Below are 26,996 nucleotides of genomic sequence, written 5' to 3'. Positions count from 1 at the left end.
GGGTCGACCCAACGCCCGCCGCGACGGGACACCGCCTGAAATTCCGAGGAACGCGCCGCGGGCCTTCCACGCTCCGCCTTGGCACGGAAGTTCCAGCAGCGGCTCGCATGTTCGACGACCCGGAGAGTCCGAGGACCTTCTGCGCGCTGGCGGCGCTGGTGTTTCTCGTCGCCGTCATCGCGTACTTGGCCCTGCCAGCTCTCGTCGAGACGCTGCGCGCGACGAGCCACGGCCGTTTGCGCGGAGCGCCGCTCGTCGGCGCCGTGGCCACGGTGGTGATCGCGATCCCCGCTCGTGGCGTAGGAGCCGTCACCGTCGTCGCGAACGGAAAGCGCGTGCGCGTTCCGGCAAAGGCTCTCGAAGCAGGGCCGATCCCAACGGGCGAAACGGTGCTGATCGTGAAAGCCGAGAAGCGTTTCGTTTGTGTGGATCTCCTGCCTGGCGATCTCAAGGAGGTATTTCAATGATCGCAATGGTTGCCGCAGTAGTTTTCGGTTTGTTGGTGGCTTCGGCTGCCGTCTTGACGACCTGCTACCGAAAGGTGGGTCCCAACCGCGTGCTGATCGTGTCGGGTCGGCCCGCGACGTATCACGACCGCGAAAGCGGAGAATTCGTACGCAAGAGCTTCTCCATCTATCACGGCGGCGGCACCCTCGTGATCCCCCTCCGCGAACGGTTGGACGTCATGAGCGTCGAGCTCATGACGCTGGAGATCCGCACGCCCGAGTTCTTCACCAAGTTCGGGGTTCCCATCGTCGTGGATGGCATCGCTCAGATCAAAGTGCGCAGCGACGATCCCATCGCCGTGGCGACGGCGGCGGAAATGTTCTTGAGCAAGACCCCGCAGGAGATGAACGAGATCGCCCATCAGATGATGCAAGGCCACCTGCGTGCGGTGATCAGCACGCTGCCCTTCGAAGAAATTCACGCCAATCCCGAAGCCTTTGCGCAGACCGTTCAACGTCTCACGGCAGCAGATCTCGCGCACATGGGCATCGAGGTCGTGAGCTTCACCATTCGCGAGGTGCAGGACCCATCCGGCTACCTGCAAGCCCTCGGGCGCCCGCAGCTGGCGGAGGTTCAGAAGAACGCCGTGCTGGGTGAAGCCTTCGCAGAACGCGACGCCACCCTGGGTCGCGCTGCCGCGGAACGCGAGGCCAAGGTCAGCGCCTCGGCGGCGCACCGCGAAGCCGAGCTGGCGCGCCTCGAGGCGGAACAGAAGATCGCTGATAAGAGCTCCGAGAAGGAACGCCACCTCCACGAGCTCTCGTCCCAGGTCTCGGACGCCAAGGCCGTCAGCGACGTCGCCTACGACTTGGGCCTGGCCCGCTCCCAGCAGCAGCTCTTGGCCGAGCAGATCGCCCTCCGCGACCTGTCGATTCAGATCAGCGAGAAGCAGCTGATCGAAACCGTGGACAAGCCGACGGAGGCCGAACGCCGCCGACTGCTCACGTTGGCCGAAGCTCATCGCGGAGAGCAACGCATCTTGGCCGAGACCGAAGCGGAGGCACAGCGCCTGCGCGGCCTCGCCGAGGCCGAGGTCATCCGGGCACGCGGCGAGGCCGAGGCACATGCCGTCCACGAGCGCGCCTTGGCGGAAGCCGCGGGCCTGAAGGCCAAGCTAGAGGCGGAAGCCGACGGCATGAAGCAGCGCGCCCAGGCGTGGCAGAGCTACAACTCCGCCGCGCTTGCCGAGCTCTTGATCACACGCCTGCCGGAGATGGCCGCTGCCGTTGCCGCGCCCCTGAGCAAGATCGATCGCATCGTGCTGGTCAACAGTGGCTCCGCTGGCGAGGCATCCAACACCGGTGTCGAGCGCATCACTCGCGGCGTGGGCGACGTACTGACGCAAATGCCGGCGCTGCTCGAAACCCTGAGCGGCCTCGATCTGAAGGGCTTGGTCAAAGACGCCATGCGCCCCGAGAGCGATACGCCGCCCGAACCCGTGCTCCTGAACGAAGGGCATGACGGAACCGAAGCGAGCGACACCCCGCAAGCGACCCAGGCCGATCCCCATCCGCAGAACGGCGCCAGCCCGCTCCACCACGTCGATGCTTGATGTTCCTATGTCGGTCCGGCGCGGAAGCGCCGGACCGCAACGGGCATCGCGCCAAAGCGTGTCGGGGCGAGACGGGGTTCGCGCCGGACCAACAAGGAATCGAACAGGAACGTGCACCCGAACGAATTTGACGTGGCGTCGAGTCTGGCCCCGAGCCCAAGGCGCTAGACTTCGAGCGACCCAAAGGACACGCCGTGACCCGAGCTCCGGACTGTTGAGAGTCGTCGTCGCCGTCTCGCGTCGCCAAGACGGCGCAAAGCCTCAGGGTGACGGGGAAGGCGGCGTGGCGGCGTCCGCGGGTGGACGCGTGGCCAGGCAGTGCTGCAGTGCCTCCCGCACCTCCGGCGGCGCGGAGCTCGGGAGCAGTGGCGGGCCCATCACCGAATGAAACAGCCGCGGCCATGTGATGGTGCCGTCGGTGCCAAACGCCATCCAGATGATGCTCGCTCGCCCCTTGATGTTCTCGAAAGGAACACCCGCGCCTCTGCCTCCAGCCCAAGCTCTCGAATCGGAGCTGTTGTTGCGGTTGTCGCCCATCACCCAAACCTCACCCGGAGCGACGCGGTAGGGGCCCTGCCGACCGTCGTAACGCTCTGCCTCGTAGAAGGTCAGGTATGCGGTGCTGCCGAGGTACTCCACGAACAGGTCACCGGGAATCTTGCCATCGTCGACCTGCACTTCGTAGCGCCCGACTCGGCACGACGGCACCCGCCAGCCGTTGACGATCGGATGCCCTTCCTCCACCACCAGCTCGTCACCGGGGAGTGCGATCACGCGCTTGATGAAGTCCTGCCGCTCGTTCTCCGGGTTCGGATCGGGATACTCGAACACCATGACGTCGCCGTACCGCGGCGGTAGCCGCGAGTAGATCCGTGCTCGCGACAGCGGCACCTTGGGGCCATAGACTAACTTGTTCGCGAACACGTAATCGTTGATCTCGAGCGTGGGCAACATCGCTCCCGATGGGATCTTGAACGCTTCGAGCACGTCTGCGCGCAGGAACAACGCGAACGCGACCAGGAACACCGGCGGCCCCACGACGGCGACCGCGGCGCGAACGCTGGATGTTCGCTGCACCACTCGGAGACCCAGCACCAGCAGGATGAGCTGCCAGATGTTGCCAACGACACCGCCCAAGACCGGCACGACACCGATGAGAGCGGGCGCCATGCAGTATCCGACGCAGGCAAGCGTCTCAGAGAAGCGTGCGTTCGCCCCACGCACCGCGCGTAGTAGCAGGTGGGTGAGGCCGGCTGAGACGTAGAGCGAGACGATCGCAAAGATGGGGCTCAGCACCAAGTAGCCCAACGCCGAGAAGATCGCCGGCGCCGCCCCGCCGCCCTCCCACAGCAAGACGTCGAACAGCCGTCCGACGGGTAGGGCGATGGCCATGACTCCAATGGCGAAGGTGCGTGGCGTCCAGCGACTGCGGGAACCCGGCGGAGCCTGGAAGAAGCGCGTGGGGCCGAAGGTGACGCGGACGGCAGTCTGCCAGAAACCGCTCGGCGAGATCTCGCGGGTCATCGGGCGCTTGCCCCGGCATGGAGGCCAAGAAACAGATGGACTGGTCCAGTGTGCTCTGCCACGTCGAGTGCGGCTGTTCTGGTTCCGGACACATGCACGCTCCCCTACACTCCCCTCGAGGGTTCTCTTGGCACGAAGTCGCACAAGTCGGCAAGCGTTGGTGCTCGCGCTGTTGCTCTCCGGACTGCTGCATACGGCTCCGGCGGCGCTGCCGCGCGCGTACACTTGGGTGACACGAGTGCTCGCGGGGCGGAGCGCGGAGCCCGAGGTGAACGTGACCCTGGGCAACAAGGCCACGTTTCGCTCGCCGGAGGAGATCCAGCGAGCGCGCCGGGAGCTCGTGACGCGCGCGCTTTCGGACCGCGCCGCGGGGCGGCTGCGTCTTGGGCGCTTCTTGCTCGCGGCGGACGCGCTGGACGCCGAGGAAGAGCGCGCCGAGTTGGACCTTGCCGAAGCGCAGAAGCGGTACGACACCCTGTGCGCCAAGCTCGAACGCGAGCTCGGGCGCGATCCTTCCGTGGTGGTCGCCAGCGGGCGCGCGTTCTCCGATCTGGCGTACTCGTCGGCGGTTCATCGGCTGTCGGATCTGGTCCTCACCGGCGTCGGCGCCTGCGGGCCCGCGGCGCAGATCCGAGGCGCGTGCCTGTACGACTTGCGTCGGCGCCACGGGCTCGCGCTGCGCTACTGGGGCGGTGTCAACACGCAAGGGGCCACTCACGTCACGGCCACCTGGCGAGAAGATGCAGTGACGTTCGATCTGGTGACCGCAGCGCCGGTGCACGCGGGCGGCGTCTCGCTACCGCCAGACCGTCTGATCGAAGCCTATGCGCGGGCGCACGGGATCTTGCCGCCGCCAGCCCACGGAGAGCGGCCGCGGGTGGACGAAGCGGCGGTGGCGAGCTTCGCCTACCCGACCAACGACGATGTCTTCGAGGCCGACGCCCCGCTGTTCGCCAAGCGCGCGTCGGCAGCGAGCACGCCCGACGGCGCCGGGACACGCGCCCGGGCTGCGCCGGTCGAGATGCTGAGCGACGACACGTTGGACGCGCTGCCGCCCTCGCACGTTCAGGGCTCCATGGCCGGCGCTCCGAAGCTCGTACGCTGCCCACTGCGACCGCAGTCGCTTCACCACGCCCGCGTCGACCTCACCACGCCGAGCGGCACGTCGCAGGTCGAGCTCGTGCGGGTGCCGTCAGATGCCGCCCTCAGCGTCATTGCGCAGGTCGTCGCCCGCTACGAGCGCGATGCACCCCGGGCAAAGAAGCTGGATCGACTCACCACTCACTCGTGCTTGGCGCTGGCCTACGATTTCGCGGCCACCCGCTTCGCGGCGGCGGGTCGCCAGGTCATCGCCCGGGAAGCGGCACGCCGCGCTACCCGCCAGCTGAAGGCCGCACGAGAGTTGCTCGACGAGATCCGACGCTCCAACCCCGGCTACGCCCGCGATCTGGACACCCAGGCCGACCACTGGACCCTGATCGCCTTCGACGAGGGCGCGAAGACGTTGCTGTCGATGGAGATGCACCCGGACGAAGAGAGCGAGCCGCGCATCGAGCTGTTCGCAGACAGGATGCTCCGTCGCTACGCCCTGCTGCTGTTCGACGCCACTCGGGAGCAGCTGGTGCGCGCGGCTCCCGAGCTGACCCTGAACCACCGGGTCACCCTCGTCGGCATGGTGGTGACGCTGCTGAGGACGCACCCCGAGATCGAGCCCACGGCCAACAGCTGGCTCGCGCGAGCCGTCGAGGCCTACGAGCGCATGCTCGACGCGATGGTCGCTGGCGACTTGGCATTCGTCTCCGAGGACTACGCCAAGCGGCAGATCGAGCTGCTGCGCGCCCTGGGCGCCACCGAGGAGCAGCTCGACACCCAACGCAAGGCCACCGAAATACTGAAGCAGCGCCGCCGTCCCTCGAAGCGCCGCCGCCGCCCCTGACTCGAGAGCTTGTCGGTCCGGCGCGATGCCCGTCGCGCCCCGGACGTCACAGCTCGTCGTTCTCGATGCGGTCCGCCTCGGGACAGAGCCGGACGCCAAGCTCCGCCGCTTGCTCGCGAAGCAGCGCGGCGTGCTCCTTCGGGGCGCGGGTGCGCGCGATGGTGCGGAAGTAGATCGCGTCGGGGTTCTTGACGTTGTCGCTGAGCCACTGGTCGCGCTTCGCGCTGCGGTCGAGGGGATCTTCTTCGGCGGCTGCGCCGGAGAGGGTGTCCGCGCGGCACATCAAGCTCACCGCTTGAACCAGGGACTGCCCGTCCGACGTCGGGGTTTCCGGCTGGGCTGTTTCCGCGCCGCCACAACCAACAAACGCCAAGAACGCTGCCCCTGGGATCGTCCACCGCATGGGGGGTTCGACACGGTGGAAGGGCGCTTCTTGGCTTTTGAGCGAGCAATTCCATGCGCTCCTGGCCATGACCCATGCTCCGCCGAGAGGGTATAGTCCTGGCCAATGTCGAGCGGCTCGTTGTCGTCCTCTGACCGCGTCCTCTTCGTGGCCGATCAGTTTTCGGACGTGGACCGCGACGAGGTCCACAAGTACCCGGGCGGCGCGGAGCTCACTGACCAAGCGGTGATAGAAGCGGCCCCCTGTTCCGTTCAGACTCGTACCTTTGCCCAGCTAACGGAACGTGACCTGAGTGAGGCCACGGCATTTGTCATCGGCAACTCCGCAAAAGCGACAACGAAGCAGTTGCTGCGTCTCGCGAGGCTTTCGCGGGTCATCCTGTTCGAACACGACATGCGAATCTGCAGGGTACGCGGGGACATGACCTTCTGGAAGCGTCCACTTCACCGCCATTTCCATTGGTGTACCTGCAAACGAAGCGACGTGCTGACGCTCACTCGAGCGAGCGCGGGCGTGATGTTCTTGACCCGATACCAGCAGGGCCTCTTCGAACGGAATCCTTGGTACACATGCGCGCGCTCTCGAGTACTCGGGTCCAGCGTATTCTCGAGCAAGACGTTGGACGAATTCCGGCAAAGACCAACGACCAAGGAACGCCCGATCGACGTGTGTTTGTCGTACTCTGCATTCCGCGCCAAGGGATTCAGTCAGTCGATGCGCTACGCGCGCCGCGTCTCTGACGATCCCTTCGTGATCAGGAATCTGCCCCCGAACGAAGTCCTCGAGGTGTTTCTCGACTCGAAGCGTTTCGTTCATCTGCCACCGTCTCCGGAATGGGCCGGACGGCTCCCGGTCGAAGCGAGATTCATGGGATGCAAGGTCATCACGAATGATCGCGTAGGCGTCGCCCTCGAACCCTGGTGGCAGCTACCAGACGACAAGGCCCTGAGCGTGCTTTCTTCGGCGGCGACTCGCTTCTGGTCACTCGTCGATGAAATGCTGTCAGAAGACGCGAGCGCATAGGCCGACGCCACGCCACGGCTAGACGCGACACTGAGCTGGTGTAGGCTTCGTCGCGCCCATGCCCTTCACACCGCAGGTCGAGCCTTCGCACTACCGGAACCTCGTGTATGACTCCAAGGAGCGCTACATCAGCTACTGGCATCAGATCCAGACAGTAGTCAGCGCAGAGCCGTCGAGCGTGCTCGAGATTGGCATCGGAAACGGCTTCGTCCACCGCGAGCTCCGCCGCCACGGCATGCAGGTCACGACCCTGGATGCGGATGCGCGGCTCGAGCCCGACGTAGTGGGGAGCGTCACCGAACTTCCTTTCGACCAAGGCTCGTTCGACCTGGTCTGCTGTTTCGAGACCTTGGAGCATCTCCCTTGGGACCAGCTTGCCGGCGCCACCTCAGAACTTGCGCGTGTTTCCAGCCGATGGGTGTTGGTCAGCCTTCCAGACGTGACACCCTACGTGAGCGTGGAAATACGCTACGGCTTCGAGCGGCGACTCGTGGACGTCTTTCACTCAATTCCCGACCCGAACCCAAAGCGGCACGAGTTCAACGGCGAGCACTACTGGGAAATAGGGAAGGAAGGCTACCCTCTCCCGCGAGTAGTCCAGACCTTCGAGCATGCGGGACTGGTCGTAGATGAGGACTTCCGAGTGCGGGAGTTTCCGTACCACCACTTTTTCAAGATGCGTGTTTCGTGATGTCACAAATCATCAAGTCGCTCGTGCGAACGACCGTGCGGCTCACGGCGCGCGGATTGCGCAGCGGGCCACACATTACTCGCTACGCCATGTACGAAGCGCTCCGCCGGTACGCGCCCGTCGTTCGGAACGATGGCCGGACGTTGGCTGTGAGTCACTCACGCCCGCTGTGCGAAGTTCTCGGTATCGCGCCAGCCAGCGTGCTCGAAGCCAACTATCCCGAATGTGACCTGCTGAGCCTACCGTTCGAGGACGGCACCTTTGCCAACGTCGTCACCGATCAGGTCTTGGAACACGTGAACGATCCTCGTACCGCAATCGCGGAGTCAGTACGCGTGCTGGTGCCTGGAGGCGTTGCAATTCATACGACCTGTTTCATCAATCCGATCCACGATGCACCAGCGGACTACTGGCGTTTCACGCCCGAGGCGCTCCACCTGCTTTGTCGCGACTATGAGATCGTCGGTGTGGGGGGCTGGGGAAACCGCCTAGTGTGGCTCGTTGACGCCCTGGGCATGCGCTTCGACCCGATCCCCCACGCGACTTGGCATCCTCTGCACAAGATTGCCACACGAGACGACCCCGCCTGGCCCATCGTCACTTGGGTCGTGCTGCGTAGGCCAGGATGAGTTCGGCTACTTTGTAGGACTTCGGCTGGCGGTACGCAGCCGCTGCATCTCGGCGAAGACGGACCACGGAGTCAGCTTCCCCAGCACCCACAAAGCACAAAGCCAAGCTGAAAGACCAAGGACCAGCCACAGCAACGCGCCGGCAATTCCGTCGATGGGGTGGAACAGGTGCCTGCTGGGAAGGAGCACCGCCGCAAGCGCAACGCTCACCAGACCTGCCAACAGGTGATGGCGGACCACTTCTACGACTCCAAGCTGCGCCACCTTGCGCATTCCAGTGAACCAGACCGGCAGGGCAGAGCCAATCGCAAGCACGATCGCCCAACACGCACCCGCCAGCCCCCACATCGCGCTGAACGGCCACAGCAGTGCCAGCGTCACGAACAGCCGAGGAAGGTTCATCCTGAAGTTCAAGTCAGGACGACCCACAGCATAGAAGTAGTAGCCCGCCAGCGCAGCGAATGACCGCAAGAACCCAGCTACGACGAGAATTCGGATAAGCGGGATCACCGGATGCCATCGCGGCCCGAGCACGAGATCGACCAGGTCCGGCGCGGCAGCCCATAGGAGCACGGAGAGGGGGGCGCTCACCAAGAGCGTGGCGCGAGAAACGTCGACGAAAGTCTTGCGCATGGCTTTCGGGTCGCCCTGCAAGCGGGAATAGGCGGGGAAGCTCGCTCGGGCCAACACGTGTGTTACGTGCGTCGCGGGAAGATTGGAGAGCGAATACGCCTGTTGGTAGTAGGCCAACGCGGTGAGCCCAAGGTACTTCGAGATGAACAGATCATCGCCTCGAGTCACCACGAATCCTACCGCCGCCATCCCCGTCACCCATTTGCCAAAACGCGCCAACTCACGCAGCTTGGAGCCGGAAAGCCTGAAGCGTGGCCGATAGGGGTGCCCTACGTATGAAACGACTAGGGCGCCAAATGCCGAGGCGAGATATCCGATTATGAGCGCTCTTACGTCGCGGAGTATGAGTATCGCGGGCAAGTACACGACGAGCATCAGCCCCGCTTGTCCCAGGTTCATCGCGAATATGCGTCGGAACCGCAACTCTCGCTGATACGCGACCGGGCCAACGTTCCGTAGTCCTTGAAACAAGGCGTAGGGCGCAGTGGCCAAAGCAACCCAGTTCAGCGCCGGCTCGTGGTACCAGGCGGCGAGCAGCGGGCCAGCTCCAGCGAGAAGAACCACGAAGACCAGCCCCCGCAGCACGTTCCAGCTCCACACCGTGTCAAGGTATGCCGAGACATCACCCTCCCGTTGAACGAGTGCTTCGTCGAAGCCGGAGGTCGTGAAGGTTTCCAATATGGCGACGGTCAATGTAACGGTCGCCATGATGCCGAACTGCGCCGGCGCGACGATGCGTGCCGCCACGATGTTGCTGACAACCCCCATTAGGGTCGTCATTGCCTCTGAGAGCGAGATCCAGAACGTGCCTGACACCAGGGCACGTCCGGTGTGCCCCGCCTGACTTCCGGTTTGAGAGTGCTCGGCCTCTTCGCTCATTTGTCGGCTCGAGCTACGTCTCGATACACCTCGAGAGTTGCGCGAGCGGTGTTTGCCCATGTCTTGTCGCGCACATGCTCGAGGCCCTGTCTCCGCAGTCGTTCACGAAAGTGGGAATCCCGAGAGAGCTCGCGCAATGCCCCTGCCAGGCTCTTCACCGACCTCCCGTCGAAATACAGGGCAGCTTCGCCACCAACTTCCTCGTATGCGCCATTCCTGGCCGCGGCTACAGGCGCACCGCAGGCCATCGCTTCCAGTAGCGTCATGCCAAAACCCTCGTACAGCGAGGGAGCAACGGCAGCTGTCGCCCCGCTGTAGAGCGCGGGTAGATCTGGATCTTCCACGTCGTCCAGCCAACGGAACCGACCTTGCAACCCCAGTTGCGCGACCCGCTCATGAATCGACTGCAGCGTCGATTCATAGAGTGCCTTTCCGACCACGACCAACCCTTCCGGTATGTCCTTGCTCACCTCGCACCAGGCGTCGAATAGCGTCGTGTGGTTCTTGCGATAGTGATCACTTCCGACACTAACGAACCAACGCGGAGGAAGGTCGAACTTCTTTCTCGCGTTTGCTGTGTCCACATCTGGTCTGAACAAGTCGAGATCTACGCCGTGGTGGACGACGCTGATGCGAGAGCTCGGGATTCGTAGGAGCTCGTTCAAGTCATCCGCGGTCTGCCGGGAAATCGCGAGAATGCGGGATGCTCGGCGCAAACGGGCAGTCCATGTCACGGTCTCTCTCGACTTGATCCACGCGCTCTTCAGCGGCGGGTTCGGTCTAGGGAACGCGAGCGGAATGATGTCGTGGCAAGTAACGACCGTCGGCACATTGGAGAAGAGAGGTAGCGCCAGCGGCTGTACCGCGTGAAACACATCGACCCGCGCTGTAGCCAACAGCCGGCCGGAAAGCAGTCGTCTCTGCCACCGATGCTGACGCAGCGGGATGGGTTTCCGCTCGAGAACGCGCTTGGACAAGGCTTGTCCGGCACCCAAGATGGGCCCCGTCGATCTCTCCAGTGCGCAGAGTTCCACGCCCAAGCGCTCCGACTCGGGCAACGACTGCAATGCTTCCAGCAGGAGGTATCCGTAGCGACCAATTCCACCGAACCGGTCGATCATCTCGTTGGGGGTTAGGTCGATACAGACTCGAACCATCTCGCCCCGTATACCCCAGACCCGAGCATGAGACGCTTGCAGCCAAAAGCACCCTGGATCTCCGCTGCTTTTGGCCCCGGGGCTAGCGACACACCGTGAGCGAGGGGGGCTCCTGCCAGGGGTGTGACAGGACGAAGGCGCGGCGTCGCGGGTTGGACGCGCGCGCTTCATCGTCGGACGGGCGGCGCGACAGATGGGCTCGGGCGGGAGCTGACGATCGTCAAGTCGGACGCTATCTATCCCGCTGACTGGAGGCGCTATTTCGTTGCTGTCATCGCAGTTCTAATCGTTTTGGGTGGCTTGGGCGCCATCAAGGGAGCCCAGATCGCGTCGCTGATTTCCTTCGGCGAGAAAGCCAAGGCCGCCGGACCGCCCCCGGAAGCGGTGGCGCTGGCCAAGTCCAAGGTGGAGACCTGGGAGTCCACCTTGGACGCGGTGGGCAGCGTGGCGTCCTCCCGCGGCGTGGCGGTCAGCACCCAGGCCGCCGGCACCGTGACCCGCATTCAGTTCGAGTCGGGGGACACGGTGAAGAAGGGCCAGGTGCTGGTGCAGCTCGACACTCGGGTAGAGCAGGCGCAGCTCACCGCGCAACGGGTCCGGCGAGACTTGGCGGAGACCAACGTCAAGCGCACGCGCATGCTGGCCAAGAACGGCGTGGCCACGCCGGCCCAGCTGGATGCCGACGAATCTGCGCTGCGCTCGGCCAACGCCGACATCGCCGCGAGCCAAGCGCAGATCGCGCTCAAGATCATCCGCGCGCCCTTCTCGGGCAAGCTCGGCATTCGCGAGGTGAACGTCGGGCAATACCTGAGCCCCGGCACCCCCATCGCGGAGCTGGAAGCCGAAAAGGGCACCTTCGTGGACTTCACGCTGCCCCAGGAACAGCTGGACGAGGTGAAGGTCGGCACGCCGGTGCGGGTGTGGATCGAAGGCACCCAGAAGAAGCACGCCGGCAGCGTCAGCGCCGTCGAGCCCAACGTGGACGCCACCACGCGCTCGGTGCGCCTGCGCGCCACCGTTCCCAACGCCGAGGCGACCTTGCCCCCCGGAGCCTTCGTGCGGGTTCAGGTGGTGCTACCGGACCGACGCAAGATCGTGGCGGTCCCCGCCACCGCCATCGTGCACGCCTCCTACGGAGACTCCATTTTCGTCGTGGGCGAGAAGGGCGAGGACGATCCCGGCGCCAAACAGACAGAGGACGGCAAGCCCGCGCTCATCGCGCATCAGAAGTTCGTGGTGACGGGCCCCAGCCGCGGGGACTTCGTGGCGGTGGAAAAGGGCCTGGCAGCCGGCGAGCAGATCGTGTCGCTGGGCGCCTTCAAGCTGCGCAACAACGCACCGGTGTTCGAGAGCGACAACGTGAAGCTCGAGCCCTCGCTCGCGCCAAAGGTCGAAAACCGCTGAGGATTTCGTGAAGCTGACCGATCTTTTCATTCGTCGGCCGGTGCTGGCCGTGGTGGTGAACCTGGTCATCATCGTGGCCGGGCTGCAGGCCATCCGCACGCTCAACGTGCGGCAGTATCCCAAGCTCGAGAGCGCCACCGTGGTGGTGCGCACGGCCTACGTGGGCGCCAACGCGGATCTCGTACGCGGCTTCATCACCACACCGCTGGAGCGGTCCATCGCCGCCGCCGATGGCATCGACTACATCGAGTCGGAGAGCACGCAGGGCCTGTCCACCATCAACGTGCGGCTGAAGCTGAACACCGACGCCAGCGGCGCTTTGGCAGACATCACCGCGCGGGTGAACCAGGTCCGCGCGGACCTACCGCCGGAAGCACAGGTGCCGTCGATCAGCATCGAGCCCTCGGACGCGCGCATCGCTGCGATGTATCTGAGCTTTGGCTCGACCATCTTGGAGGACAATCAGGTCACGGACTACCTGGTGCGGGTGGTACAGCCGCGGCTCTCCGCCATCGAGGGCGTGCAGCGTGCCGACATCCTGGGCGGACGCTCCTACGCCATCCGGGCTTGGCTCAAGCCCGCGCGCATGGCCGCCCTGGGCGTCACGCCCGGGGAGGTGCGGCAAGCACTGGCGGCAAACAACTACCTCTCCGCCGTGGGCCAGACCAAGGGCGCGTTGGTGCAGGTGAACCTCACGGCCGGCACCGACGTGCAGAGCGTGGAGGGCTTTCGCCAGCTCGTGATCAAGCGCGACGGCGACACCCTGGTGCGCTTGAAGGACGTGGCGGAGGTAGTGCTCGGCGCCGAGACCTACGACCAGGACGTGCGACTTTCCGGCAAGCGCGCGGTGTTCATGGGCGTGTGGGTGCTGCCCAACGCCAACTCCCTGGACGTCATTTCCCGGGTCCGCACCGAGATCGAAACGCTGCAAAAGGAGCTGCCCACGGGCATGACGGCGCAGGTGGCGTTCGACTCGACGAAGTACATCGACAGCGCCATTCACGAGGTCGTCAGCACCTTGCTGGAGACGATCCTCATCGTCATCGTGGTCATCTTCCTGTTTCTGGGCTCGCTGCGGAGCGTGCTGGTGCCGGTGGTGGCCATCCCGGTGTCGCTCATCGGTGCGGTGTTCTTGATGCAGGTGTTCGGCTTCACGCTCAACCTGCTCACACTGCTCGCCATCGTGCTGGCCGTAGGTCTGGTGGTGGACGACGCCATCGTGGTGGTCGAGAACGTCGAACGGAACATCGAGCTCGGGAAGTCGCGCTTTCAAGCGGCGCTCGCCGGCGCTCGAGAGCTGGTGGGCCCGGTGATCGCGATGACGATCACGCTGGCGGCGGTCTACGCGCCCATCGGATTCCAGGGCGGGCTCACCGGCGCGTTGTTTCGCGAGTTCGCCTTCACCCTGGCGGGCGCCGTGTTCATCTCCGGCATCGTGGCGCTCACTCTGTCGCCCATGATGTCGTCGCTGCTGCTGCGGAACGAGCCGTCCGACGGCTGGTTGACCCGCTCCATCAACGCCGGCTTCGACTGGATCCGCCGCACCTACGCCCGAATGCTGGGCTGGGCCATGGAGCGCCGCGGCGCGGTGTACGTGGTGTGGGGCGGCCTGTCCCTGGCCTGCATTCCGATGTTCATGTTCTCTCCCACGGAGCTGGCGCCGAAGGAGGACCAAGGCGTGGTGTTCACCTCGCTGGACGTGCCCGCCAATGCCAGCCTGGAGCAGGTGAGCGCCAGCGCCACCGAGGTCGGTCGCATGTTCGCCTCGGAGCCGGAGTTCGATCACAGCTTCCAGATCACTTTCCCCACCGGGGGTTTCGGCGGGATCTTGACCAAGCCTTGGGAGGAGCGCGATCGGAACATCTTCGCGGTTCAGCAAGATCTGTCGAAGAAGTCCCAGAACCTCGCGGGCATTCGCGCGCCCATGTTCGTCCCGGCACCGCTGCCCAGTCCGGGCTTGTTCCCGGTGGAGGTGGTGATCGCGTCCACTGCTCCCCACGAGGAAATCCTGCGTTTCGCTCAGCAACTCTCGAAGGTCGCCGGGGAGAGCGGCCAGTTCGCCTTCCCGCCCATGATCGACGTGAAGATCGATCAGCAGAAGGCCGAGATCACGCTGGACCGCTCCAAGATAGCCGCGCTCGGGCTCAACATGCGAGACGTGGGGACGGATCTCAGCACGCTCTTGAGCGGCAACTTCGTCAATCGCTTCGACATCGACGGGCGCAGCTACAAGGTGATCCCTCAGATTGAGCGAGCCAGCCGCCTGACACCGAACCAGCTGGAGGACGTGTACATCACCGGCCCTGCCGGAAAGCCGCTGCCCCTGCGGGCCGTGGCGAGCATCAAAGACGAGATCGAGCCGAGAACGCTGAACCGCTTCCAGCAGCTGAACGCCGTGAAGCTCTCGGGCATCGCAACGCGCTCCCTCGATGGCGGATTGCAGGTGCTCGAAAAGGAGGCGAAGAAGATCCTGCCGGCGGGCTATCGCGTGGGCTACACGGGAGAGTCCCGCCAGCTACGCCAGGAGAGCGGCAAGTTCCTGCCGGCCATGGGTTTGGCGCTGCTGCTGATCTTCCTGGTGCTTGCCGCCCAGTTCAACTCGTTCCGAGACCCGCTGGTGATCCTGCTCGGCTCCGTCCCCCTGGCCATGTTCGGCGCCATGATCTTCACGTTCTTGAAGTTCACGGGGCCACCCGGGATGGGATTCGCACTCACGGACGGCTGGACCACCACCATGAACATCTACTCCCAGGTGGGCTTGGTCACTCTGGTGGGCCTGGTGAGCAAGAACGGCATCTTGATCGTGGAGTTCGCCAATGCCCAGCAGGCCCTGGGTCACGGCAAGCTGGAGGCCGTGAAGATGGCGGCGGAAACCCGGCTGCGCCCCATCCTGATGACGACCGTCGCCACCGTGGCCGGGCACTTTCCGCTGACGCTGGTGACCGGCGCCGGTGCCATTGCTCGAAACTCCATCGGCATCGTGCTGGTGGGCGGGATGGCCATCGGGACGCTGTTCACGCTGTTCGTAGTGCCGGCCATCTACGTGCTGTTGGCGCGGGATCACCGCGCCTCGGAGGAGAGCCGGGAAGAGGTACCCGTTCCCGCGGTCGGCTGACGGCCGACAACCCCGGCCGAGGCGCGTATAACGGAGGCATGTCTCGGCGGCTCCTGCCTGTTCTCGCGCTGCTGTTCACGGCCTCTGCGTGCTCCAGCTACCACTACGACAACGGCCCTCCACGCGCGCCGGCTCCCATCCAGATCGAGCCCGCAACCGACTACCGGCCCGAGCACGAGAGTCTGAGCCAGGGCGACGCAGACGAAGAGATCATGTCCGGTCAAGTCGCCCAGACCGTGGCGCTCTCGGGACCCATCGCTGGAGCGCCCGCCGTTCGCGACGTCGCCAGCGCCGGATTGGAGCTGTTCGGCGCGACGGGTTCTGGCAACGCGGCGAGCTCGGCGCCTCCTCCTCCCGCCCCCATAGAGACCGACAAGTCCGAAGCCAGCACCACGAAGGAGATGATCGACATCGAAGCGCGGGTCACGCTCGAGGTCGCGTCGGTGGCATCGGCGTTGGTGCGCGTCCGCAAGGCCGTTGCGGATGTCAGGGGCCAGGTGGTCAACGAGGTCATCGAAGACAACGCCTCCGCCGCCGGGGCCTCCGTCTCGGTGCGCGTTCCCTCGGCGCAGATCCAGTCCTTCTTGAGCGGGTTGAGCGGCATCGGCAAGCTCGAATCCCGCCAGATCAAGAGCCGCGACATCGGCCGCGAGTACCACGACGCTCAGATCCTGCTGCAGAACCTGCAGGCAACCCTCGCGCGTTACGAGAAGCTGCTCCAAAAGGCGGAGAACGTGAAAGACATGGTCGCGCTCGAAGCCGCCATGGCTCGAGTCCGCACGCGCCTCGATCGCGTGCAGGGCGACCTACGCTACCTGAAGGACCGCGCTCAGCGCTCCACCGTGTACATCACGCTGAAGGCCAAGCCGGATCACGAGACGGTGGAGCCCACCGCGCAGCTCCACCCCGGCTTGCGCGCGACCATGGCCTGGGACTTCCCGAGTGACGCGGACAACCGCTCCTTTGCGGGTGGCGGCGTGTCCGTGTACTTCTTCCGGGCGCTGAATCTGGACGCCGACTTCATGGAGAGCACGTCCGGCGATGGGCAGCGTGGCTTGGATCTTTTCGTCGCCACCTTGGGCAGCGAGCTCTACTCGGACTTCTTGGGCGGCGGGGACCGCACGTTCTTCAACCCGTACCTCGGCTTCCGCGCCGGCTACGTGCGAAACCTGGGGCTGAACGAGATGGCGCTGGGCGGAAGTCTGGGCGTCGACGTATGGAAGACGTCTTTCATCGCCGTCGACGTGAACACCCGGGTGTACGCGTTCCTCGGCAACGCCAAGCGCGGAGCGCACCCCGTGGTGTCACCGAACCTCAGCGTGCGCTTTTCTTACTGACGTTTCCGCGCCGCACCGACAAGAAGCTACCGCTGAATCTTCTTCATGCAGTGCACGCAGCGCGTGGCCTGCGGGTGGATCAGACCGCCACAATGCGGACACGGCGCCTTGTCGATCTCCGCCTCCAGAGCGGGCTCCGGCTCTGGTTCTGACTCGGGCATTTTTGGTTGGTCCGCCGCGGAAGCAGCGGGCTCGACCTCGGGGGACGCCGCGGCTTCGGCGGCGGGGTCCGCGGCCTCGGGGGGCGGCAGAGCCTCCGCCGCGAGCGGCGCGGCCTCGACGGCGGGCGCGAGCACGGACGGCAGCTCCGCGGACGGCGCGTTCAGCGCGCAGAGATGGTCCACGCGCTCCAAGAGCGCGGGAATGGCGCGGGACGCCGCACCGTGGAACGCCCCCACGCTCCACACCACGATGCCGAACAAGATCACGGCGATGGACATGATGGAGAAACCCGTGCGGTCGCTCCGGCTACTCATGTCGAGCGCGGCAAACAGCAGAAATACGGCACCCACCGTCGCCAGGATGCCCACGACCCGAGTCACGACGCTCACGCGTGCGAGGCTCTTCGCGTGGCGCAGGGCCTCGTCTCGGTTGTTGTCCCACTCGCTCATCGCGCCCTCCTCTTGCCGCGGCGAGGTGTCAGCCGAGGCCCGTCTTCTCGTTGAACTGCAGGATCAGCTCGTCCAGCTTGGAGCGGAGCTCGGGGATGCTCGTCCAATACTCGTCGTCGTGCCACTGGCGCTGGATCTCGGCGTAGGTCTTCCCCTGCTGTTCGACCCACGTGTAGTACTTCAGGTTATGCACTCGCTTCTTGGCGGGGTGCGACAGCTCTTCCATGGCGTCCGTGGTGGCCCCGGCGATCCAGCGCTGGTGCGCCACGGCGGCATCGGCCTCGGTGAGCTGACCGCGCTCGGTCCGAAGCTCGGCGAGGCGGCTCTGGTACATGTCGATGGAGTCGGTCAGCACGGTCATCACCACGCTCTCACGACCGAGCTCGAACCACTTGGCGAACTTTATGGCGCTCACCAGGTTGGCGGCTCCGGAAATGCCGAACAAGGGCAGTTGTTTCACCAACGCGTCCGGCACGCCGCGAGCGCTCAGGTACTTCTGCCCCGCAGGCTCGTTGAACAGACGAATGGCCGAGATCGTGGCTTCGTCGTCGACGGCGAGCACGACGTCCGTGTTCTTCACGTTGTGGATCCAGGGCACGTGCTTGTCGCCGATACCCTCGATGCGATGCTCACCGAAGCCGTTCAAGAGCAGCGTGGGGCACTGCAACGCCTCGCTGGCACCGATGCGGCTGCCCGGGAACTGCTTCTTCAAGTAATCCCCGGCGGCGATGGTGCCGGCCGACCCGGTGGTGACCACCAGCCCCGCGAGTCTGCCCTTTGGGCCGAGCTCTTTTTGGAGCACCTCTTCCATCGCCCGGCCGGTGATCTCGTGATGCCACAGGTAGTTCCCGAGCTCCTCGAACTGATTGAAGATCATCAACGACTGGCCGCTGTTCCTGAGCTCCCAGCACTTGTCGAAGATCTCCTTCACGTTGCTCTCGGTGCCCGGGGTCTTGATCACCTCGCCGGCCACGCTCTCGAGCCAGCGGAAACGCTCCTGGCTCATGCCCTCGGGCAAGATGGCGATGGATTCGCAACCGAGCAGCGCGGAGTCGTAGGCGCCGCCGCGGCAGTAGTTGCCCGTGGACGGCCACACCGCCTTTTGAGACGTGGGATCGAACTGCCCGGTGACCAGCCGCGGTGCGAGGCAACCGAACGCGGCCCCCACCTTGTGGGCGCCGGTCGGAAACCACTTGCCCACCAACGCGATGATGCGCGCCTCCACCCCCGTGAGCTCCGGTGGCAGCTCCAGGTAGTTCACCGAACCGAAACCCCCGCCCTTCTCCACCGGCTCGTTGTGCCAGGTGATGCGGAACAGGTTCAGGGGGTTCACGTCCCACAAGCCCACGCCCCGGAGCTGCTCCACGATCTTCGCGGGGATCTTCTTGGGATCCGCCATCTGCGCGAAGGTCGGGATCAGGATGTTCTTCTCACGGGCCCGGGCCACGGCCTTCTCGAGGCCCTTTGGGTCGACGGTCAGATCGATCATTTGCGGGACTCTACACCCCGAGGGCGGCGCGCAGGGCATCGAGAGTGGGATCGATGACCGGCGCCACGTGGCGGGCGGCACGGGTGGCGGCAGCTACGTCCTTCAGGCCATTGCCGGTGACCAGGGTCACCACCTCCGCGCCGGCGGGGACGATGCCCCCGACCCGCGCACGCTCGAGGCCGGCGTAGGCGGCGGCTGCCGCGGGCTCCGCGAACACCGCGGCGTCCGCCCCCAAGGCGGCGATGGCGGCGAGGATCTCGTCGTCGGACACGATCACGAAGGCGCCCTCGGTGTCGCGCACGGCGCGAAGCGCGCGCGGTCCGTCCGCCGGCTTCCCCGCGGCGATGCTGTCCGCCAGGGTGTGGGTGACCACCGGCTCGATCACGTCGGTGCCGGCCTCGAAGGCGCGCGCGATGGGCGACGAGCCCTCGGCCTGGACGCCGAGGATCTTGGGCATGCGGTCGATGAAGCCGATTTCCACCAGCTCGCGGAAGCCCTTGTGCACACCGACCAGGATGTTGCCGTCGCCCACGCTCACCACCACCCACTCTGGCGCGCGCCACGAGAGCTGCTCGGCGATCTCGAAGGCGACGGTCTTCTTGCCCTCGACGGTGAACGGGTTGTGCGCGGTGTTGCGGCAGTACCAACCGAGCTCCCGGGCGGCCGCGTCGCTGACCTCGAAGGCGTCGTCGTAGCTGCCTTTGACCAGCACCACCCGGGCGCCGAAGATCGCCAGCTGAGCGAGCTTGCCAGCAGGCGCGGTCTCGGGCACCACGATGATCGCTTCCACGCCCGCGCAGGGTGCCATCGCTGCGAGGGCCACGCCGGCATTGCCGGTGGACGCGGTGATCACCCGCGGCGCACCGATGGCCTTGGCGCGCTGCACCACCACCGCGCTGGCCCGGTCCTTCAGCGAGCCCGTCGGCATGCGGCCCTCGTCCTTGAGCCACAGCTGGCCGAGGCCGAGTCGCGCCGCTCCGCGAGGCGCCGCGTAGAGCGGCGTCCCGCCCACCCCGCGCAGGGGCCCCGCCTCGTCCGGAGGCACCTCCACCGGCAGCAGCGGGGCGTAGCGCCAGAGCGAGGGGTCCCGGCTCTGGCTGATGTCCTGCTTCTGAGCCGCCGAGAAATCCAGCACCACGTCGAGGTTCTCGCAGCCCTTGGGACAGCGGTAGGTCGCTTGCTCCGGGGTGAAGCGGCCGCCGCAGCGCGAGCAGGCGTAGCCAACGAAGCTCATGCTCGGCTTCTACTGGCGTGGGGTTGGAACTGCACGCCGTTTCAGCATCAGTAGAACTCACACAGCGTCGAGTTGCGCGCCGGGGCTTTGTGTGGTGCCCTTTGTGCCGGGGATTCGGCTTCCATGCGCTTACGTCATCGCTGGCTACTCTTGGCAGGGCTGCTCGCCCTATCGAGCTGCGACATCAATCCGCAGCCCGAGGTGCCGAGCGACGACGAGACCAACACGGACTACGGCGACGACGGCGGCGTGACCGCGACGCCGGGCTACGGCGGCGCCGGGGGTGGAGATCAGTGGGGCGACAAGCAGGCCCAGGCCGACGATCGCGAAGCGAAGGACCCGAACGCGTACGGCGGCTTCGACAACACCAATGCCCCGCCGTCGGGCTCGGGTGAAGAGCCGCGACCGCTGCCGGACGCCCGAGACGCGGGCGCGTCAGTTCCGGAAGCTGGCGGCGTGCTCACGCTCTGATCAGCTCGCCCACGCGCGCCCGCGGAACGAAGCGACCACCGCCCTTGGTGCGCTGACTGCCGCGCTCCACGATCACTCGCCCGCGTGAGATCACCGTCTCCGGATAGCCCACGACCTCCACGCCCTCGTAAGGGTTGTAGTCCACGCGCATGTGGTGGGTCGCTTTCTCGTTCACACCGATGGTCAAGCGCTTGTCGGGATCGAAGATCACGATGTCGGCGTCGCTGCCCACGGCAAGGGTGCCCTTCTTGGGAAACAGGCCGAAACTCTTCGCCGCGGCAGTGGACGTGAGCTCCACGAAGCGGTTCAGGTCGAAGCGCCCCGCCGCCACGCCCTGGTAGATGAGGCTCATTCGGTTTTCGATTCCGGGAGCGCCGTTCGGGATCTTGGTGAAGTCGCCGCGCCCCAGCTCCTTGTCGGCGAAGCAGAAGGGACAGTGGTCCGTTGCGACCATGGCCAGGTGCCCAAAAGAGAGCCCGCGCCACAGTGCTTCCAGGTTCGACCTGTCACGCAGCGGCGGAGTCATCACCCACTTGGCCGCCTCGAAGCTCGGCTTGTCATACAGCGTGTCGTCCAAGAACAGGTACTGCGGGCAGGTTTCCGCCTGCACGTCCTGGTTTCTCGCACGCGCGCGTTTCACCTCTTCCAGCGCGTCCGCGCTCGAAAGATGCACGATGTGCAAGGGAACGTCCGCCACTTCCGCGATGGCGATGGAGCGATGCACCGCTTCGGCTTCCATGCGCGTGGGCCGCGTGCGCGCGTGCCACTCCGGGCCGACCTTTCCGTCCCGCACCGCCGCCTTCACGATCTCGTCGATCACGATGCCGTTCTCGGCGTGCATCAGAATGCGCGCCCCGAGCTCCCCCGCCCGACGGAAGGCGCGATACAGCACGCCGTCGTCCAAGTACAGGCGACCGGGATAGGCCATGAACAACTTGAAGGACGGGATCCCGAGCTCCACCAGCTCGTTCATCTCGGGCAGCCGGCTCTCCGGCAGATCCGAGACGATCATGTGGAAGGCGTAGTCGATGTGCGCCTTGCCGTTCGCCTTGTCGTGCCACTCGTCCAGCGCCGAGAGCATGGACTTGCCGATCGTTTGCGTCGGAAAGTCGATGATGGTCGTGGTCCCGCCGAAAGCCGCAGCCAGCGTCCCCGTATCGAAGTCGTCGGCGCTGGTCACGTTGCCGGCGGGCATGTCCAGGTGCGTGTGCGGGTCGATGCCGCCGGGGATCACCAGCTTGCCCGCAGCGTCGATCACTTCGTCCGCCGTGGCCTCCAGGTTCTTGCCGATGCGCGTGACCTGCTCACCCTCGACCAACACGTCGGCGAAGTAGTCGTCCGCCGCGGTCACCACGCGACCATTCCGAATCAGGATGCTCACGCGCTCACGGTAGCATCACAGCTCCGGGCACATGGGATCTCCCGACGGACAACTCGACGCCGGTTTCGGGCTTTGTTCGCTTTCATGTCGGGTCGGCGCGAGCCCCGGCACGGGCCGGCCCGCGCGATACGCCTCTTCGAACCCCGGCGGCGGCTTCTGTGCGACCCGTGCCGCCTCGCGCAGCTCGACGGGTCGCTCTCCCTCGGCGAACACCAGCGGATAGCTGACCTCGATCACTTGGCCCGGCGGCACCGGGAAACGAAGCTCGAAGAACGTCTCGAGGATGCAGCGCCGGAGCGCGCGATCCGGCAAGGTCACGTTCTCCTCTCGCGCGACGGACACGGCGCCATCGGGACCAATGGTGAAACGCACGTCGACGCGACCGTGGGCGTCCGGATGACGCTGGAGGGCACAGCCGCGGAACTTGCCGGCAGCCTGGCGCACCACTCGACGAATGGCGTCCGCCGGCAAGCGCACGTTGGGGTCGGGGGCGACCCACGCACTCACGGGCACCTCACGGACGAGAGGCGGGATGGGCGTCAGCTCTTCCGGACTCGGAGCTGGTGCATCGACGGCCACGGGGGAGAGGGCGGCCTCGATACCGGCATGGAGTCGGGCAAGCTCGACGGCGTCGTTCTCCGATTGGACCGGGGGTGACGTGCGCATGGTGTGCCGGGCCGCGTAGGGTGACGTTGGCGCAACCGCCGGCGGAGGGCCCGCGGAGCAACCCACCACGAACGTCACACTCACCAGCGCCAGGCCGCCTCTCATGCGGCCTTTGACAACGAAGGGCGTGGAGAGTTCCCGTCCAGCAATGGGCCGAAGTGCGCGCAGACCGCTAGTTCCGCCCGGAAATCCCGTCGAGGTGAATCCTACGCCCCGAGAGCGCTACAGTCGTCCGGGCATCGAATGCCGAGCTCTCAACGTCCTCCTCCCCCGCCGCGGCCGCCGCGGCCGGCGCCGCCCTCGGCGCCACGTCGCCCGACGCCGCCTCCGCCGCCGTCGTCGCGGAGGCCCGCGTTCGTGGCCGCGCCGGAGGAGCCGACGATGCGGGACCTCGCGCCGCCGAGCTCCCACGACGACGAGTCCACGGTGTCGGGGACGCCCTTCGAGCCTCAGCGCGAGTCCTATGACGACCTGCCGACCCTGGTGGAGGCCGTCCACGACCTGCCCACGGTAACGATGGAGGTACCTCTCGACGATCACGAGCACGACGACCGAACCGTGCCGACGATGGGCGCCTTCGAGCCGTTCGACCACAGCGAGCACACGGCACCGACGCAGCCGTACCCGATCCCTTGGACGCGCACCGGGGTGGAGAAGCCGTCCAAAGTGCCCGCGCCGCAGAAAGCGCCCGCGTCGTCCCGGCCGCCAGGCACCGTGCGCTATGGGGGCGAGGGTGCAGACGAGGCTGCGCCGGGAACGATGCGCTACGGGGCGTCCGCGCCGCCGGCGCCCGCCCGCGAGGCCCTGCCGCGAGTGCAAGCGCCGCCAGCTCCGCCCACGACGACCCTGCACGGAGCGACGCGCTCCGACGTCGCGCCGTCCCCGCCGCCGGTGCCGACCACCACGTTGCACAGCGTGTCGCGCTCCGACGTGTTGCCGTCGGATGCGCCCGCAGCGCCGGTACTCGTGGCGTCGTCCCCCGCGCCGCCGCCAGCGCCCGCGAGCGCGCCGCCGCCGATGCCGGCCTCGCCGTTCGCGCCGCCCGTGGCCCGCGCCGCACCAACATCCCCTGTAGAACCCGACACGGTGCCGTATGCAGCGCCACCGGCTCCCGGCTGGGGAATTCCGGATGCGCCAGCGCCTCCGCCACCACCTCCACCGGCGCCTTCCGCACCGCCGGCGTGGGCTGGAGCGCCGGCGCCGGCAGCGCAGAAATCGAAGGCGCCCCTGGTCGCGGCGGCCATCGGCGCAGTGTTGCTCGCAGGCGTCGTAGTGGTTGGCGGTGCGCTGTGGTTCCTATCGCGGGAAGGCGAGCGCGTGCCGGCTCCGACCACTGAACCCAGCGCCGCGGCTTCCAGCGCAGCACCGGAACCGACGGCATCGGCGTCTGCGGCTCCGGTCGTCGAGAAGACCCTGAAGGGCTGCCGGGTGGCACACGCGACAACACGCATTGCCAGCGACGTCTTCCCCCTATCCCCCGTCACCGCTCGCAGCGAAGGTGATCGCACCCTCGTCGGGTTCGCGTCCGCGCGCTTCGGCGCCGAGGGCGTCAGCGTGAGCTCGGACCTTTCCGCCACGTCGCTCTATCACGAGGACTTCACCCGCCCGGTGTTCCGCGTCACGCCGCTCGGGGGCAAGCGCTTCGCCGTGGACCACGACGACCCACGGCTGCGTTCCGTGCGCACGGTTCCCGCGAGCACACCCTTTCGCCTCGGGATCAACTACTTCGGCATCGTGCGCCCCGGGGAGCCCGGCTCCGAGCCCGCAGTGGTGTGGGAAGGTGGCCGCGGCGTGGACATCACCGACCCCGGCTTCGCCAAGAGCGGGGACCGCTTCGCCGTCACTTTCCGCCGCGGCGTCCAAGACCCTTTCGTGCTGTTCGGCTGGATCTCGGAGCGCGGAGAGAAGGAGAGCGAGCTCGCGGAAGTGTCCGTGACCGGCACGGACATCGGGGCGCCCACGGTGGCGGCCAGCGATGACGCGGCGCTGCTGCTGGTGACGGCGCGGGAGCGCCAAGGCGGGCCGCGAAGAGCGCTTGCGGCCCGAGTGAAGACGGGTGCCACGCCCTCCAAGGTGGAACCCACCAAGATCACCGACGGCGACACGGTGGCGATTAGCGCGGCAACGTTGACGGGCGGCTCGTGGCTGGTGAGCTTCATCGACGGAGACACGGGTCGGCTCACGGTGCGCGTGCTGTCGTCGGAGCTCGAGCCCATTGGCGCTCCGCTATTCCTGACCGAACGCGAGACCCCCATCTCCATGGAGCGCGGAGCCGTCGCCAGCAACGGCTCCAGTGTGACGATTGTCTATCGCGTGAAGGACGGGCGCCGGACCGACCTGTGGGGCGTGGCGCTCACCTGTCAGTGACGCTGACCGGGCAGATCTGTTCCAGGCGGCGACACACGGCGCTGCGGCCCTCGCCCGCCCTCACCAGGGGCTCCAACCAAGGCATCACGCGCTTTCTCCAAGCGTCGTCCTTCCACAGGTTCTTCTTCTCGAAGGGATCCGCGTCCAGATCGTAGATCTGTGCCGTGGTGCGATCGTTGGAGACGATCACCTTGGTGCGACCCCGCACCGCGTAGAAGCCCTCCAGTGCCCATGCTCGGATGGCGCAGGTGCTCTGCCCGGCGATCTGGTTGTCGACCGGTGGAGGCCGGAGCAGGCTCTGGCCCGGAATGTGGGGCGGCAAGAGCTCCGGCTCGTCCCCCAAGCTCAAGAAGTCACGAATGGTCGGCAAGAAGTCGAGGTTCTGCACGTTCTTGTCGTGCCAGGCCTCGAGCTCCTTCTGCCAAGCAGGGTGCTTCTTCAGAAGCTCCGGGGGGACGCGGATCCAGAACGGGATACGCACGGTGGGCTCGTAGTAGGCGCCCAAGCGATCCGGCGTGCGTCGAGGGATGATGTTCTCGCCATGATCCGACGTGGCCAGCACGATCGTGTTTCGGTCGAGCCCGGTCTCGTGCAGCGCTTTCATCACGCGCTCTACGAGGCCATCCACGTAGCGAATGGACATCGCGTAGCGCTCGGGATCCCCGGGGGCACCGGTGAAAGGTGGTGTGCCGGGCCCGGCCCACCCCGGAAGGTGGGTAGCGTCGAAGTGAATCGCACCCACGAAGGGTCCGGGCGTCTGCGCGAGACTCTTCAGGTGACCGATGGCGGCGTCGACCACGGCGCCGTCGTCGGCAGCGGTGCTTCCGATGGGCACTGCTTCCGAGAGCTCCGTGCCCGTCAGCACCTGGTCGACGTTCTTGTCGATGAAGAACTCGTCGAAATGCGACCAGGAGTAGGCCTCGGCAGCGAACAGGAACGTCCGGGCACCGAACACCTTGCCCACGGACCACAGGGACTGAGCACGCCCGTAGGCGTCCGCCGGACCGCCCGGATCGATGCCCGACACGATGCTGGGCACGCTGGACTCCGTCGCGGTGGAGTTGGTGCGGGCGTACGGAAAGAAGAAAAAGCCCTCCTCCTGCCGCTCCGGAATCGACGACTGATAGGGGGAGATCTTCTTGGGATCGAGCTTGGTGTTCGCGTAGTCGAGACCCGGAAAGACGGCATCCGCCCGCAGGGACTCGTGCACGAAGACCAGCACGTTGGGCCGCCCATTGGGGTCTCGCTTGGGGATGGGGGGCCGCACCGGAGCCACGAGATGGCGCCGGCTCTGGCTCTGGGCAATGGCGAACTGCACCACGGCGGCAGCGGCGTTGGTGTCGACCGGCAGCGGCGACTGAAACCCTGGAACTCCGAGCACGACGACACCGAGGGCGACGTAGGACAAGTTCCGGACCCAGCGCAGGATGGGACGAGGACGGCGGAGGATCGCGCTCTTCGCTGGTGCCAAGAGCCAGAACGCGGCCGCCGCGGTGATCGCGAAGGCGAGCAGGTCCCTCGCCTTGAGCCCCCAAGAGCCGAGACGAATGAGCCACTTCGGTTCGGCTACGGCGAACTTCAACACCTGCCAGCTCGGAGACTGATCGAAGTTCTTCAGGTAGGCGAAGCTCAGGGAGAACAAGAGCGCGGCGACGAAAGCCGTCGCGATGCGCAGGCCCAGAGCCAACCGTGGACGCCCTCGGAGCCGAAGAAGCAGCCGAGAGAAGAGCATCCAAGTGAACAAGGACCACAGCAAGCCGAGGGCATAGAGCCCGACTTCCTTGGCCTCCCAGCGGCGAGGGTTCTGATATCCGACGGCGCCCAAGCGGAGCACGAAGTCCACGGCGGCGAGGCCGAGCGAAAACACGATGGCACCGCGCACGTTGGCGAAGAAGCGGCGGGCGCGCACGGACGTGGTGGGCCGTGTTTTCTCCTCGACGTCGGAGGATTGCTTCTCACTCGAGCTTGAAGTCACCTGTTCCGCGCG

Annotated in this window: 21 protein-coding genes; 11 read left to right on the top strand and 10 right to left on the bottom strand. The window is 66.2% G+C overall.

Annotated features, from left to right (window positions below):
• Positions 1–107: 107 nt before the first annotated feature.
• Together H6717_31165 and H6717_31160 are read left to right on the top strand one after the other, a co-directional pair.
• On the top strand, positions 108–467 hold the full coding sequence (locus H6717_31165; protein ID MCB9581531.1) for a hypothetical protein: 360 nt from the start codon (positions 108–110) through the stop codon (positions 465–467).
• Positions 464–2,059, top strand: coding sequence for a hypothetical protein (locus H6717_31160; GenBank protein MCB9581530.1), 1,596 nt, complete (start codon positions 464–466; stop codon positions 2,057–2,059). Before H6717_31165 ends, H6717_31160 begins: the two co-directional genes overlap by 4 nt.
• Positions 2,060–2,320: 261 nt before the next feature.
• Here H6717_31160 and lepB read toward each other — a convergent pair whose 3' ends face one another.
• Positions 2,321–3,583: a signal peptidase I gene (gene lepB, locus H6717_31155; GenBank protein MCB9581529.1), complete on the bottom strand. Its 1,263-nt coding sequence runs from the start codon at positions 3,581–3,583 to the stop codon at positions 2,321–2,323.
• Between the two features lie 127 nt (positions 3,584–3,710).
• On the opposite strand from lepB, the gene H6717_31150 reads away from it, so the two are divergent.
• A complete protein-coding gene (locus H6717_31150) occupies positions 3,711–5,519 on the top strand; it encodes a hypothetical protein (protein MCB9581528.1) in 1,809 nt (602 codons plus the stop codon).
• A gap of 46 nt (positions 5,520–5,565) precedes the next feature.
• Here H6717_31150 and H6717_31145 read toward each other — a convergent pair whose 3' ends face one another.
• Positions 5,566–5,922, bottom strand: coding sequence for a hypothetical protein (locus H6717_31145; GenBank protein MCB9581527.1), 357 nt, complete (start codon positions 5,920–5,922; stop codon positions 5,566–5,568).
• A 105-nt stretch (positions 5,923–6,027) separates the two neighbouring features.
• Here H6717_31145 and H6717_31140 point away from each other — a divergent pair, with 105 nt between their 5' ends.
• From H6717_31140 to H6717_31130, 3 genes are read left to right on the top strand one after another with little or no spacing between them, the layout of a single operon-like run.
• Positions 6,028–6,945, top strand: coding sequence for a hypothetical protein (locus H6717_31140; GenBank protein MCB9581526.1), 918 nt, complete (start codon positions 6,028–6,030; stop codon positions 6,943–6,945).
• A 58-nt stretch (positions 6,946–7,003) separates the two neighbouring features.
• Positions 7,004–7,636 carry a class I SAM-dependent methyltransferase gene (locus H6717_31135; GenBank protein ID MCB9581525.1) on the top strand — a complete coding sequence of 211 codons (633 nt, stop codon included), beginning with the start codon at positions 7,004–7,006 and terminating at the stop codon, positions 7,634–7,636.
• Positions 7,636–8,265, top strand: a complete 630-nt coding sequence (locus tag H6717_31130) for a methyltransferase domain-containing protein (GenBank protein MCB9581524.1) — start codon at positions 7,636–7,638, stop codon at positions 8,263–8,265. Before H6717_31135 ends, H6717_31130 begins: the two co-directional genes overlap by 1 nt.
• 6 nt (positions 8,266–8,271) lie before the next feature.
• On the opposite strand, the gene H6717_31125 is transcribed toward H6717_31130, so the two are convergent.
• Both H6717_31125 and H6717_31120 read right to left on the bottom strand, forming a co-directional pair.
• Positions 8,272–9,777, bottom strand: a complete 1,506-nt coding sequence (locus H6717_31125; protein MCB9581523.1) for a lipopolysaccharide biosynthesis protein — start codon at positions 9,775–9,777, stop codon at positions 8,272–8,274.
• Positions 9,774–10,898 carry a glycosyltransferase family 4 protein gene (locus H6717_31120; protein MCB9581522.1) on the bottom strand — a complete coding sequence of 375 codons (1,125 nt, stop codon included), beginning with the start codon at positions 10,896–10,898 and terminating at the stop codon, positions 9,774–9,776. Before H6717_31120 ends, H6717_31125 begins: the two co-directional genes overlap by 4 nt.
• A 336-nt stretch (positions 10,899–11,234) precedes the next feature.
• On the opposite strand from H6717_31120, the gene H6717_31115 reads away from it, so the two are divergent.
• From H6717_31115 to H6717_31105, 3 genes are read left to right on the top strand one after another with little or no spacing between them, the layout of a single operon-like run.
• Positions 11,235–12,338, top strand: coding sequence for an efflux RND transporter periplasmic adaptor subunit (locus H6717_31115; GenBank protein ID MCB9581521.1), 1,104 nt, complete (start codon positions 11,235–11,237; stop codon positions 12,336–12,338).
• A 7-nt stretch (positions 12,339–12,345) separates the two neighbouring features.
• Positions 12,346–15,453 (top strand): efflux RND transporter permease subunit, encoded by a 3,108-nt coding sequence (locus tag H6717_31110; protein MCB9581520.1) that lies wholly within the window; start codon positions 12,346–12,348, stop codon positions 15,451–15,453.
• 38 nt (positions 15,454–15,491) lie between these two features.
• Positions 15,492–16,790, top strand: coding sequence for a DUF4349 domain-containing protein (locus H6717_31105; GenBank protein ID MCB9581519.1), 1,299 nt, complete (start codon positions 15,492–15,494; stop codon positions 16,788–16,790).
• Positions 16,791–16,816: 26 nt separating this feature from the next.
• Here the strand turns inward: H6717_31105 and H6717_31100 are convergent, their stop codons facing one another.
• Genes H6717_31100 through thrC form a run of 3 tightly spaced genes read right to left on the bottom strand, consistent with a single transcriptional unit; the run spans position 16,817 to position 20,124 of the window.
• Positions 16,817–17,401, bottom strand: coding sequence for a hypothetical protein (locus H6717_31100; protein MCB9581518.1), 585 nt, complete (start codon positions 17,399–17,401; stop codon positions 16,817–16,819).
• 28 nt (positions 17,402–17,429) lie between these two features.
• On the bottom strand, positions 17,430–18,890 hold the full coding sequence (locus H6717_31095) for a pyridoxal-phosphate dependent enzyme (protein ID MCB9581517.1): 1,461 nt from the start codon (positions 18,888–18,890) through the stop codon (positions 17,430–17,432).
• Positions 18,891–18,900: 10 nt separating this feature from the next.
• Positions 18,901–20,124 carry a threonine synthase gene (gene thrC / locus H6717_31090; protein MCB9581516.1) on the bottom strand — a complete coding sequence of 408 codons (1,224 nt, stop codon included), beginning with the start codon at positions 20,122–20,124 and terminating at the stop codon, positions 18,901–18,903.
• Positions 20,125–20,247: 123 nt separating this feature from the next.
• On the opposite strand from thrC, the gene H6717_31085 reads away from it, so the two are divergent.
• Positions 20,248–20,595: a hypothetical protein gene (locus H6717_31085; protein MCB9581515.1), complete on the top strand. Its 348-nt coding sequence runs from the start codon at positions 20,248–20,250 to the stop codon at positions 20,593–20,595.
• Here the strand turns inward: H6717_31085 and hydA are convergent.
• Positions 20,585–21,976 (bottom strand): dihydropyrimidinase, encoded by a 1,392-nt coding sequence (gene hydA, locus H6717_31080; protein ID MCB9581514.1) that lies wholly within the window; start codon positions 21,974–21,976, stop codon positions 20,585–20,587. The two genes, H6717_31085 and hydA, sit on opposite strands and share 11 nt — an antisense overlap.
• A 15-nt stretch (positions 21,977–21,991) precedes the next feature.
• A complete protein-coding gene (locus H6717_31075) occupies positions 21,992–22,747 on the bottom strand; it encodes an AgmX/PglI C-terminal domain-containing protein (GenBank protein MCB9581513.1) in 756 nt (251 codons plus the stop codon).
• Between the two features lie 276 nt (positions 22,748–23,023).
• Between H6717_31075 and H6717_31070 the strand changes: the two genes are divergently transcribed.
• Entirely contained in the window at positions 23,024–25,009 is a 1,986-nt protein-coding gene (locus H6717_31070) for a hypothetical protein (GenBank protein MCB9581512.1), read from the top strand.
• On the opposite strand, the gene H6717_31065 is transcribed toward H6717_31070, so the two are convergent.
• Entirely contained in the window at positions 24,996–26,984 is a 1,989-nt protein-coding gene (locus H6717_31065) for a sulfatase-like hydrolase/transferase (GenBank protein ID MCB9581511.1), read from the bottom strand. The genes H6717_31070 and H6717_31065 overlap by 14 nt on opposite strands.
• Positions 26,985–26,996 lie beyond the last annotated feature (12 nt).

Source organism: Polyangiaceae bacterium (genome assembly GCA_020633235.1).
In the GTDB taxonomy this organism is placed as follows: Bacteria; Myxococcota_A; Polyangia; order Polyangiales; family Polyangiaceae; genus JACKEA01.
The sequence above is the reverse complement of the archived record's forward strand: the minus strand, read 5'-3'. Positions and strand labels throughout refer to the sequence as shown.